This is a genomic window from Kitasatospora sp. Root107 (assembly GCF_001424875.1).
GTDB lineage: Bacteria > Actinomycetota > Actinomycetes > Streptomycetales > Streptomycetaceae > Kitasatospora.
Window position 1 is genome coordinate 3,745 of the sequence record NZ_LMCT01000044.1, and the last position, 11,275, is coordinate 15,019.

The window sequence follows — 11,275 nt, forward strand, 5'->3', positions numbered from 1 at the left end:
GCTCGCGGGCCTATCGTGGACCAGCGATCTTGGCCGCTGGGAGGCGCGATGTGCTGGAGCGCTGAGGCGGATCTCGTCACCGGCACCATCGTCACGGGCCTCGGCGTGGCCTGCCTCAGTGGAGTTCGCCACCGGCGGCAGCTGCCACTGGCCGCGTTGCCGCTGCTGCTCGGTGTCCATCAGCTGGTGGAGGCGGCGGTCTGGCTCGGCGGTGAGGGGCGAGTCGACCCGGACGTCGCTCAAGTCGCCCGTGTCATCTGGGCGTTGATCGCGATGCCGGTGCTGGTGACGCTGGTCCCGTTCGGCGCCTGGTACGCCGCCGGCCGGCCCCGTCGGCTGCTCCCGTTCCTGGTGCTCGGAGTCGCCACCGCGGTACCGCTGGCCGCAGCGATCCTGGCCGGTCCCGTCACCGCCGAGGCACACGGACACACCCTCACGTATGCGGTCGGCATCCCGCTGGCACCCCTGCTGCTGGTCACCTACCTGCTGGCCACCCTCGGCCCGCTCGCCCTCAACCCCGACCCCGACCTGCGGCGGCTCGGGTGGGTGATGGCCGCCGCCGCGCTGCTCTGCGCCGTCCTCTGGCGCACCGCCTTCGCCTCCACCTGGTGCGCGCTCGCGGCGTTGGTCAGTGTCCTGTTGCTGCGCTGGGTACGGCGGTCGACGGTCGTGTAGCCGTGGGCAGCGCGCCGCCCGGTGATGAAGGGCAGCAGACGGCCCTTGGGACGAATGCGGATGAAAGCTGAAATAAGGGGCCGCTTTCCGGGGGGCGGGTATGGCTGCAGAGGTCGGGGGTAGGCGGCGAAGAACGGTGTGTCGGACGACGGAAGGTGTGTCATGGCAGTGTCCAGTGAGGCTTCGCCGACTCCCTCGTGTACGGCGGTGGCCGGCACAGCTCGTCTGCCCGAGATAGCGGATCTTCCGGTGATCGAGAATCCGTCGGCCGTCGCGCCGCGCGATGCCAGGGAACTCGCACGGGTGCTGCTGGCGCGGTTGGCGGACCTGGAGGAGGGCACGGCGGCGTACTCGTACGTGCGCGGGACGCTGGTCGAGCTGAACCTGTCGCTGGTGCGGTACGCGGCGGGGCGGTTCCGCAGCGGCCAGGAGCCGATGGACGACATCGTGCAGGTCGGGACGGTCGGCCTGATCAAGGCCATTGACCGGTTCGAACCGGAGCGGGGTCTGGAGTTCTCGACGTTCGCGCTGCCGACGATCATCGGCGAGATCAAGCGCCACTTCCGGGACGCCACCTGGGCGGTGCACGTGCCCCGGCGGATGCAGGAACTGCGGCTGACGCTGGTGAAAGCAGAGGAAGACCTCGAGCAGCGGTTGGACCGTTCTCCGAGCGTGGCCGAGTTGGCCGAGCGGATGGAGGTGAGCGAGGAGGAGGTCGTGGAGAGCATGACCGCCACCAACGCGCGTACCGCCGGCTCGCTGGAGATGCGGCTGGCGGACGACTCGCCGAACAGCACCCTCGCGATGCGGCTGGGCTACGACGACACCCGGATCAGCCGGGTGGAAGACCTCGAATCGCTCAGACCCCTGATCGCCGCACTGCCCGAACGCGACCGGGTGGTCCTCTCACTGCGCTTCGTCGGCGAGCTGACGCAGGCCCAGATCGGGGAACGGCTCGGCGTCTCGCAGATGCAGGTCTCCCGCCTCCTCACCCGTACCCTGACCAGGCTGCGCGCGGAGCTCACCCAGGACGGCTGATGCCGTTGTCCTGCGTCGGCCCGTGGAAACGGTCCGTAGTAGGAGCGGAACTTCCAGATCTCGACGCTGCTCATGCCTGTCGGCTGCCCCCGTCCGAGGACTTCATGCCGCCCGGTACGGCGGTTGTCGTGGACCCGGGGGGTTTGGCCGGGCGGGAAGGGGTGAGACGCAACTGTGCACGCGGCGCCCGTTCGCGCCGGCAACTCCGTTGTGACAGCAGACAACTGATCACGACTTGGAGAAGGGAACAGCTGATGACCAACATCTCGCGCCTGCCCGGGGCCCTCGACCACCGCTGGGACTGGCAGATGCGCGCGGCCTGCCGCCACCAGGACGCCGCCCTGTTCTTCCACCCGGCGGGTGAGCGCGGCCAGGCCCACGAAGCCCGGGACGAGGCGGCGAAGCGGGTCTGCGTGCGCTGCCCGGTCCGTACCGCATGCCTCGCGTACGCCCTCCAGGTACGCGAGCCGTACGGCGTGTGGGGCGGACTCACCGAGGACGAACGCGCGGTCCTCCTGCGCCGGACCCGGCGGGCCGGCCGCGCTGCGTGACCGGAAGTCGTTCGACCGGAAGCTGTCTGACGGTAGTCGTCACCTGGGAGACTCTTCGTGATTCTGTGGAGCATTCTGCGCATGCTCGGCCTGGCGGCCGCTTCGGCGCTGGCGGCCTTCGTGGTGGACCGGGCCGCCGAACTGACGGTCCGCCGGCTGGCGGCGGGTCGTGCGGGGAGCGGGACGTTGCCGCTGGTGCGCGGTTGCCGCCGGCCGTTCCTGTTGGCGGGCACCGCCGCGCTGATGCTGGCCGGGGAGGCCTCGGTGGGGCTCGCGCCCCAGATTCGGGACGCGGTGCGGCACGTGCTCGTCCTGCTCTGCCTGGCGGCCTGTGGCTGGTTGGCAGCCCGCTTGGTGGCGCTGCTGGTCGATGCGGGGGTACGGCTATCGGTCCGGAGCCAGGACGCGAGTCGCGTCCGCCGGGCGCGTACCCAGGCGGGGATGCTGCGCCGGGTCTGCCAGGCCGTGATCGCGGTGGTCGCGCTCGCTGCGATGCTGATGACCTTCCCGGCGGTCCGTACGCTCGGCGCCAGCCTGCTGGCCTCCGCCGGACTGGTCGGTGTGGTGGCCGCGATGGCCGCGCAGAGCACGCTGGGGAACCTGTTCGCAGGGGTCCAGATGGCGTTCGGCGACATGGTGCGGATCGGCGACGAGGTGGTGGTGGCGGGGGAGTGGGGCACGGTGGAGGAGATCACGCTCACCTACGTGGTGGTCGCCACCTGGGACCAGCGGCGGATCGTCATGCCGGTCTCGTACTTTGCCGGCCGGCCGTTCGAGAACTGGTCCCGCAACGACACCCGCATCACCGCAACTGCCCTGCTGCACCTGGACCACAGCACGCCGATGGGCGAGCTGCGGGTGGAGTTCGACGCCCTGCTGGCCAAGTGCGACCTCTGGGACGGTGAGGGGAGCGCACTGCAGGTGGTCGACACCACGCCCTCCTGCATCGTGGTCCGCGCGCTGATGACCGCCCGCAACGCCGGGGACGCCTTCGACCTGCGCTGCCACGTACGGGAGGAGCTGATCGGCCACCTGCGCGAGCACCACCCCGGCGCCCTGCCCCGTCTGACGCTGGCCGGTACCGATGCCGATGGGGCAGTGGGCGCAGGTCGCGGCTGCGGATGCTCGAAGTGCTGTCGGCCGTGATCCGCACCGATGCCGGGCGGAGCCGTTCGAACCCGGGTGGTTCCGTCCTTCGGGTGACGGCGGGGCGTGGCTTCGTCCCTCGTGCCGTCACGCGTCTCATAGTCGGATCTCCGGACTATGAGACGAGCCGACCATGAGCCTTCCCCGCCGACTGGCTCTGCTGCCGGTCGCCGCTCTGCTGGTGGGCGTGGCGGGTTGCTCCGCCTCCGTCGCGCAGCACTCTGCCGTACCCGTGTCCACTCCGAGCCCGCAGCCGTCCCTGTCTCCGAGTTCCAGTCCCAGCGCGGCCGGGCTCCGGCCGTTCACGCTGGTGGCCTCCGGGGATGTCCTGCCGCACACCGCGATCATCCAGCAGGCGCAGGCGGACGCCGGCGGCACCGGGTACGACTTCGGCAAGATGCTGGCCGGGATCAAGCCGGTGGTCGCCAACGCCGATCTGGCCATCTGTCACATGGAGACCGTCTACGGCGCCGAAGGCGGCCCGTACACCGGCTACCCCACGTTCAAGTCGCCGCCCGAGGTGGCCCGGGCGCTCAAGGACGCCGGCTACGACTCCTGCTCCACGGCCTCCAATCACACGCTCGACGCGGGCTCCGCAGGCATCAGCCGCACCCTCGGCGCGATGGACGCGGTGGGCCTGCAGCACACCGGCTCCGCCCGTACCGAGGACGAGGCCGCCCGCCCAGCTCTGCTGACGGCCGGCGGCGCGGCCCTGGCCCAACTCGCCTACAGCTACGACACCAACGGCATCGCGCTGCCCGAGGGCCAGCCCTGGGCGGTCAACCTGATCGACCGTGACCGCATCCTGGCCGACGCCCGTGCCGCACGCCGGGCCGGCGCCGACATCGTGGTGGTCAGTATGCACTGGGGCACCGAGTGGCAGGACCAGCCGAACGATCAGCAGCTCACCCTGGCCCAGGAGTTGACCGTCGCTCAGACCGACGGCCGCCGTGACATCGACCTCGTGCTCGGCACCCACGCCCACGTCCCGCAGGCCTACGAGCAGGTGAACGGCACCTGGGTGGTCTACGGCATGGGCGACCAGATCGCCGCCGACATGTACAACCGCTCCGGCGACCTCGACCCACGCGGCAACCAGAGCTCGATCGCCCGGTTCACGTTCGCCCCGCCCACCGGACCGAAGCAGCCCTGGACCGTCAGCAAGGCGGAGTTCATCCCCCAGCTGATGGACCTGAGCACCCCCAACCGGGTGCTCAACCTCAACGAGGCACTGGGGCAGAACCCCGGCAACGCCGACTGGGCCAAGGCCCTGGAACACATCCGGTCCACCGTGCTCAGCCGCTCCGGCGCCGCCGCCGGGCTCACCATGGGCTCCTGACCGGCGGGATGCCCCGGCCTGTCAGTTGCGGTGTCTGCGGGCTCGGAGGTACTGGCGGGCCAGGAGTCGGAGGGCGGGGAGCTTGGGTGTGCCGGCGGGATGGTGAAGCAGGGCGGTGCCGGCCGAGCGGGCGGCGGTGCTGGTGAGCTTGTCGATGCCGATGATGCAGCGGAGCAGCGGCTGGTGACCGGCCGGTACGAGGTCGACGACTGCTTCGGCGTCGGCCAGGGTGCGGTCCACCTGGTCGAGTTGGTCGGTGAGCAGCGTCAGGACGCCCGGCAGTGGTCGGGCCTGCTCGAGGTCGGCCCGGGTGACGCCGTGTTCCTCCAAGGTCCGTACCGGGATGGTGAGTCGGCCGTCCGCCAGGTCTTCGGCGAGGTCGTTGACGAAGTCCAGCCGTTGGCTCGCGTCGATGAACGTGCGGCAGGCCGACCGGTAGGCGCTCTGGTCACCGTCGGGGCCCAGCAGCGCGGCGACGACCATGAAGGCCGGCAGTGAGTACCCGTCCACGTAGCGCTGGTAGTCGTCCTCGGTGTCGAATCCGGTGAAGTCGAGGTCGGTGGCTGCCGCTGCGAGGTAGTCCGCGACACGGTCGCGGAGTACGGGGTGGCTGACGATGCTGTTCAGCAGGGGTCGGAGCTCGGGGTTGTCGGAGTGGCCGGTGGCGAGGCTTTTGGAGACCTCCCGCTCCCAGCGGGCGGATGACGTCCGGCGGTCTGCCAGGGGGCCGCTGTCCTGCAGAGTGTCGGTGCGGTGCATGAACGCGGCGGCGGCGATCACGTGCGGGATCATCGCGTAGGGCAGGAGCAGGCCGGCAGCAGCCGCCATCTCCCGCTTGTACTCGGTGACTTGGTGCCGCTGCCGGCCGTACTGCGCCCGCAGTCCGGGGTCGTGTACCCCTGCCGCGTCCAGCGCCGGCTCCCAGCTGCCCACTTGGTCCTACCGTTCTTCTCGTTCGCTTGTGGTTCTACGGGCGCTGTGACGGGACGGGTGGGAGCGCGGGCCAGCGGGCGAGCATGCGTTGGCGCAGGTCCGTGCTGAGGCCGTTGAGGCCGCTCAGGTCCGCGCGGTCGGCAGTCAGCCGGCTGACGACACCGAGCCGGTGGACGAGCCGTTGCCGGGCGGTCGCGGTGCCCCACTTCCAGTCCCGGTCGGGGATCCGCGCCAGGTGGTCGGTGGTCCCGCGGTGGGCCCGCTGCACCAGTGCGTCGCCCCGTAGCAGCCACCCGGCGCACGCGTCCGCGAGATCGCCGTGGAGTTCGGTGCCGGTCGCGGTGCGCCATGCCGTGCGGTAGGCGCTCTCGGCCCGGTCGAGTAGTGGAGCGGACGCCGAGGTGACGCACCAGCAGGTCGGGAAGCCGATCCGCAGGTAGGCGAGTTCCATCAGTCCGCTGCCCAGGGAAGCCTGTTCGAAGTCGATGAACCTGATCCCGTCGGCGGTGTGCAGATCGTTGCCGGGGCACGGATCCCCGTGGAGCAGGGCATGGCCCGGTGCCTGGCCGAGCCGGTGCACGAGCTCACCGAGCTCCCCGGACACGCCGGGTGCGACGGGGACCTCGAGAGCCTCGGCCAGCCTGAGGAAGGAGTCGACGTCGGCCTGGTCCGGGCCCAGCCAGCGGGGGAGTACCCCGACGTCCTGCGGGCCGGTGGTGGCGTGCAGCCGGGCGAGTGCCGCCGCATAGCCGACGATCCAGTCGCCGGCCGGGCGTTGATGGTCCAGGTGCTCCAGGACCAGCACTCGCTCGGCGGGATCGGTACGTGGGCACCACGGGGGTGTCGGCCCGGGCGGCGAGCCGCAGCGCGGCCACCTCGCGGGCGTACCGATCCTCGGCGTCGGGACCGTCGACGAACTGCTTCACCACCGCCGGTGATCCGGCCAGCTCGACACGCCACACGCGTGAGCGCGGGCTGCTGCTCAGCCGGCGAGAGCGCCCGGGTGAGCCCAGCTCGGTCCGTAATCCGTCCCCGAACGGCAGTCGTGACCACATGAGGTCATCTTTCCACGGAGGCGAACGGGTGTGCGGCCGGGGTGGGTCGGAGCCACGAGCTGCGGTGCGTCGACCCCGTACCAGCGGCGCTGGGCGGACTCGACGACCTCAGCCCTCGAGCCGAATGGCAGCCTCGGGCAGGGCGGCGTGGGGCTCGGCGACGCGTATTCGCGTGCGGACGAGTGTCCGCAGCATCGCCGCGCCGGCCAGCACGGCGCAGAGGTGCAGCACCACCGCGACGGTGGGGTTCTCGGGTGGCGTGACGTCGGGGGGAGCGGCCACCGCCACGTACAGGAGAAGGGGAACCTTCCAAGCGCTCCAGGCGAACAGCGAGCCCGATCCGACCCAGCCGAACACCAGCGGGAGCCAGCGCGGCAACCCGGCCGGACGCGCCCGGGCGACCGTCCAGACGGCGGCGGATCCGGCGAGCGCCCAGAACCCCCACACAGCGGCCAGCACGTAGCCGTCGGTGTCCCGCTCGGCCGGGTGCGCGATCCCCAGCGTGCCTCCGGCCGCCCAGTAGAGCCAGACCAGACCGACCACGGCACCGACGACAGCCGCCCACGGCGGCACCGCACGCGGACCGTCACCGACGCGCCCGACGAACGCGTCCGGCCAGCGGCGCCGCAGATACGCCGGAACCGCGAGAGCCAGCCCCAACCCCATCCCTACGAAGCTGAACTGGACGAGTGCGCCCTCCCAGGCCGGCATGGCCGGGTCGTCACCGCCCCCGCCCCCGCTCTGGGAGTCACCACCGATATTCAGGAGCGCACCGACGAGAAGGAAAGGCAGCACCGAGACGAGGAACCCCGACCCCACCCAGGAGCAGAACGCGACCAGCGCCCCTGGGATCCGCATGCCCCATGGCCGGACCAACGCGAGCGCCAGGGCGATCCCGATCACCGCCATACCGACCGTCACGACGTTGAGCACCACCCACTCCGCCAGGCCGAACCCCTTGCCGACGGGCACCACCCCCACGAGGGAGCCGACCACCCACGAGACTTTGATCAGCAGATACGGCGACAGCGCCAGAGCCGCCCCGTACGCGGCGCGCCGCCCGACCCGATCCCAGCGTTCCACCCGAATTCCCCTTCCACCAGCAGGAATTCCAGCCTCCAGCCCGACGGGCCGGCCCACATCCTCCGCCGGACGCAGCCGTCTCCCCCGCCCGGGGGAGACGTTGGCTGCCGGGACGGCCGTGCGGACTACCGGCTCAGGACACCAGCCCGCCGTAGGGTGAATCTCCGTGACGAGGAAGAACGTGATGAACAGGAGACCGAGGTGGCCGTGACGAAGTCGACCGAGACGGCGGTCGCCGAGGTGATGGCCGAGCTGGCCGGGCTCGAGGACCCGAGGGCACGTGAGGTGAACGAGCGGCACGGCGACGATCACGGTGTGAACCTCGGCAAGCTGCGCGCGCTCGCGAAGCGGCTGAAGACGCAGCAGGAACTCGCGGGCCGGCTCTGGGAGAGCGGTGACACCGCAGCGCGGCTGCTGGCGCTCCTGATCTGCCGTCCGAAGGCGTTCGGGCGGGACGAGCTGGACACCATGCTGCGAGAAGCGCGCACGCCCAAGGTGCACGACTGGCTCGTGAACTACGTGGTGAAGAAGAGCCCGCACGCCGAAGAGCTGCGCCTGGCCTGGTCGGCGGATCCGGACCCGGTGGTGGCGAGTGCCGGCTGGGCGCTGACCACCGAACGTGTGACGAAGAAGCCGGCGGGCCTCGACCTGGCAGGACTGCTCGACGTCATCGAGGCGCAGATGAAGGACGCCCCGGACCGTCTGCAGTGGGCGATGAACCACTGCCTGGCTCAGATCGGGATCGAACACGCCGAGCACCGCGCGCGTGCCATCGCCATCGGCGAGCGCCTGGAGGTGCTCAAGGACTATCCGACCTCCCCGGGTTGTACGTCTCCGTTCGCTCCTGTCTGGATTGCCGAGATGGTGCGCCGGCAGCCCGACGGGGCGGTGGCCTGACCGGAGGCGGATCGTGCCCGGGGGCGGGTCCGATCCGATCCGTCCGAGCGGTTCGCCGGAGACTTCGGGTGCGCGACAGCAGGCGGGCCGTCACCAGTACGGTGTGCGCGCTGGGCGGTGCGCTCGGCGCGGCTCTTGAGTCGGAGCGCGCGCACGAGGCGGTGGGTCTCGGCTTCCCGCAGACGGTTGTCGATCGTCGCCCGCGCGGTCTCGAGGTGGTAGGTCATGGTGTTCCCCCAGTTGATGGGTGATCCGCTGCATCACCGTGATGTCAGCCCCTCAGACCACCCTCTGTGCTTCAGATACTACACCCAAACGGGGCCAACACCTTGCATGTTCCGCTCTGTTCAGATAATTGCCTTCTGATCGAAGGGAAAAGTGTCAGTTGAGCCGAGCTACGCGTCACGCTTCGTGGCTCTTGCTCACCGGTCGGCTCCCGTGGCGGTGGGGGACAGTGCGGTGGCCTGGTCGATGGTGAGCACTGCGTACTGGGCCCGCTGGTCGTCGGCCAGGCCGTCTTCGTGCTGGCCCAGGATCTCGGCGGTGGGTAGGCCGGCGGCGGCGAGGTGCTGGTTCACGTCGGCCCAGGCGGTCGTGCGCTGGTGCAGGGTTCGCACCTCGTCCGCGCCGGGGAGCTGCAGCAGTGTCAGGGCTTGAGCCAGGGTCAGTTGGCCGGTCCGGGCCAGCTCTTGGGAGGGAGCGTCGAGGGTGTCTTCCGGTTCGGCGGGGTCTGCTCCGAGTGCGGTGAGCCGGGTGTTGACCTGTTCCCAGGTTGCTGCCCACGCCCGTTCCGCAAGGAACTGTGATTCGGCTCGTTGTTCGGCTATGCGGTTCTCCCGGCCGGCGTACGTGTTGGTCTGCACCCTGTCCCAGCGGACCGAGTCGTAGCCGGGCTGGTCGCGCCACGGCAGGGCGGCCCGGACCAGCTGGTTCCACCCGCGTCGGATCGCCTGTAGGTGGGCCAGTTCGGCGACGCCGTCCCGGGGGCTGGTCGCGTCCCGCATCTCGATGCCGAGGTTGAGGACGGAGACGCTCTCGCCGAGGAAGACCTCCAGCGCCCGGGCGGTGGGGTTCAGCGGGTCCAGGTGCCCCCGTATCCAGCCGAGCAGTTCGGCGACGTCGGCCTTGGTCAGGTCGGTGGCGTACCGCTCGGCGGGCGCGGTGGTCTTGGACACGGTGTTCCCCCTCGGTCGCGGGCGGGCCGGCCCGACGGGTCGTCATGTCCGGCTCATCGCCCCGGGCATGGAATCTAATCCAAGGCGTCAGCGCAGGAGAAGAGGCGGCAGCCGCGTGACCACCTGGCCGCGTGAACGGCTGGGAGGGGCGAGGTGTCGGGGCGGGTCCGATCCGTCGGCGGGGGGCTGGGCGTCGGGTGAGGATGCGCCTGCGCCGACGGCTTGAGCACTACCCGGAACTCCATCGCACGCGTGCCCTGGTCCGCCAGTTCGCCCCGGTCGAACGCTGCGGTGCGCGAGTACCGCCGCGCCTTCCGCGTCCGAGCGGACTACCGGTGCCCCGCCCTTGGCTCGCTCGGGCGGCCGCTGACCGGGTCCACGGTGAAGACCGTGATCTCCTTCTCCGCGGTCACCGTGATCTGGTTGGGCCCGGACCACTCGGCACTCTTGAAGTAACCGCGCTCGTCGCGCTCCTCCCAGACGCCCAGGTCCCAGTGGCGGGCGGACCAGCCGCTGCCGGTCAGCAGCTCCACGCGGTAGACCGGATCGATCGAGAAGGCGACGTTGGTCACGGTCAGCACATGGTCCGGGTGGTTTGGGCCGGCCTTCCGGTCGACTGCCACCCCTTCACCGTCCAGTGCGAACGACAGGAAGACGATCGGTAGCCCGATGAATCCGAGGGCCACCACGGCGGCTGCGCAGCCGATCTGCGACCACTTGGTGCGGAACTCGAACTCGACCACCATCGAGACCACCGTCAGCACGACTGCCGCCCCGAGCAGCGGTACCGGGTGGTCGAACCAGCGCTCGACCTCCACCAGCCCACCCGAGTGCGAGGCCTGATAGCCCGGCAGGTACGCCAGGAGCGCCACCGACGCCAGACCTCTGAGCCACCAGGCGATTCGCCTGCGACGTCCCGCTGTCATTCGTCCGCCCAGGTGATCATCTGCGCGGACTGTACTACGGGGCGTCCCCCATACGTGTGGATCAAGGGGCCGGTGAAAGCTTGCACCCTGGCTTCGGCAGCCAGCTGCTCGTGCACCCGTGCCGTAGCATCCGGACGGCAGATCGCGCACCGGCGGATTCAGTACACCAGTCGTGAATTCGCTGATCTGGAACGCAAGTTCAACGTCCAACTGTCAGTCGGCCGCACTTGCCAATGCTGGGACAAAGCTCTCGCTGAATCGTTCTTCGCCACACCGACACGGGCGTTGACCGCCGACCGGCCGTGGCCGAGCCGGGCCGTAGCCCGCACCGCGATCTGGCTGATCGACCGGGTCGCCCGCAACCCGTACCAGGGCGACTTCATCACTGCCGTCGGGACGTACGGGCGACGCCTCCGCGCTGCCCGTGCTGACCGCCATCCTCGGCCACGAGCACGGG

Annotated in this window: 10 protein-coding genes and 1 pseudogene; 6 read left to right on the plus strand and 5 right to left on the minus strand. The window is 70.5% G+C overall.

Features of this window, described 5'->3' with window-relative positions; all coding sequences use genetic code 11:
• Nucleotides 1-48: 48 nt before the first annotated feature.
• From ASC99_RS28645 to ASC99_RS28665, 5 genes are all read left to right on the plus strand, one after another.
• Nucleotides 49-675, plus strand: a complete 627-nt coding sequence (locus ASC99_RS28645; protein ID WP_057237442.1) for a DUF6629 family protein — start codon at nucleotides 49-51, stop codon at nucleotides 673-675.
• A gap of 249 nt (nucleotides 676-924) precedes the next feature.
• On the plus strand, nucleotides 925-1,713 hold the full coding sequence (locus ASC99_RS28650; RefSeq protein ID WP_369824251.1) for a SigB/SigF/SigG family RNA polymerase sigma factor: 789 nt from the start codon (nucleotides 925-927) through the stop codon (nucleotides 1,711-1,713).
• A 254-nt stretch (nucleotides 1,714-1,967) separates the two neighbouring features.
• Nucleotides 1,968-2,264 (plus strand): WhiB family transcriptional regulator, encoded by a 297-nt coding sequence (locus tag ASC99_RS28655; RefSeq protein ID WP_057237446.1) that lies wholly within the window; start codon nucleotides 1,968-1,970, stop codon nucleotides 2,262-2,264.
• Nucleotides 2,265-2,321: 57 nt separating this feature from the next.
• Complete coding sequence (locus ASC99_RS28660; protein ID WP_235502692.1) at nucleotides 2,322-3,410, plus strand: mechanosensitive ion channel family protein; 1,089 nt, start codon at nucleotides 2,322-2,324, stop codon at nucleotides 3,408-3,410.
• A gap of 133 nt (nucleotides 3,411-3,543) precedes the next feature.
• Complete coding sequence (locus tag ASC99_RS28665; protein ID WP_057237450.1) at nucleotides 3,544-4,749, plus strand: CapA family protein; 1,206 nt, start codon at nucleotides 3,544-3,546, stop codon at nucleotides 4,747-4,749.
• Between the two features lie 21 nt (nucleotides 4,750-4,770).
• Here ASC99_RS28665 and ASC99_RS28670 read toward each other — a convergent pair whose 3' ends face one another.
• From ASC99_RS28670 to ASC99_RS28680, 3 genes and pseudogenes are all read right to left on the minus strand, one after another.
• Complete coding sequence (locus tag ASC99_RS28670) at nucleotides 4,771-5,682, minus strand: squalene/phytoene synthase family protein (protein WP_057237451.1); 912 nt, start codon at nucleotides 5,680-5,682, stop codon at nucleotides 4,771-4,773.
• A 34-nt stretch (nucleotides 5,683-5,716) separates the two neighbouring features.
• Nucleotides 5,717-6,737: pseudogene (locus ASC99_RS28675) on the minus strand (phosphotransferase family protein).
• A 108-nt stretch (nucleotides 6,738-6,845) separates the two neighbouring features.
• Nucleotides 6,846-7,820 (minus strand): hypothetical protein, encoded by a 975-nt coding sequence (locus ASC99_RS28680; RefSeq protein ID WP_057237453.1) that lies wholly within the window; start codon nucleotides 7,818-7,820, stop codon nucleotides 6,846-6,848.
• Nucleotides 7,821-8,063: 243 nt separating this feature from the next.
• On the opposite strand from ASC99_RS28680, the gene ASC99_RS28685 reads away from it, so the two are divergent.
• Nucleotides 8,064-8,717 carry a DNA alkylation repair protein gene (locus tag ASC99_RS28685; protein ID WP_200948458.1) on the plus strand — a complete coding sequence of 218 codons (654 nt, stop codon included), beginning with the start codon at nucleotides 8,064-8,066 and terminating at the stop codon, nucleotides 8,715-8,717.
• A 422-nt stretch (nucleotides 8,718-9,139) separates the two neighbouring features.
• Here ASC99_RS28685 and ASC99_RS28690 read toward each other — a convergent pair whose 3' ends face one another.
• Nucleotides 9,140-9,892 (minus strand): hypothetical protein, encoded by a 753-nt coding sequence (locus tag ASC99_RS28690; protein ID WP_057237457.1) that lies wholly within the window; start codon nucleotides 9,890-9,892, stop codon nucleotides 9,140-9,142.
• Between the two features lie 329 nt (nucleotides 9,893-10,221).
• Nucleotides 10,222-10,764, minus strand: a complete 543-nt coding sequence (locus ASC99_RS28695) for a hypothetical protein (RefSeq protein WP_057237459.1) — start codon at nucleotides 10,762-10,764, stop codon at nucleotides 10,222-10,224.
• Between the last annotated feature and the right edge of the window lie 511 nt (nucleotides 10,765-11,275).

Excerpts from the sequence above, each read along its gene's own strand:
- ASC99_RS28645 (WP_057237442.1), top strand. The coding sequence starts at position 49 with ATGTGCTGGAGCGCTGAGGCGGATCTCGTCACCGGCACCATCGTCACG.
- ASC99_RS28655 (WP_057237446.1), top strand. The coding sequence starts at position 1,968 with ATGACCAACATCTCGCGCCTGCCCGGGGCCCTCGACCACCGCTGGGAC.
- ASC99_RS28665 (WP_057237450.1), top strand. The coding sequence starts at position 3,544 with ATGAGCCTTCCCCGCCGACTGGCTCTGCTGCCGGTCGCCGCTCTGCTG.
- ASC99_RS28685 (WP_200948458.1), top strand. The coding sequence starts at position 8,064 with ATGGCCGAGCTGGCCGGGCTCGAGGACCCGAGGGCACGTGAGGTGAAC.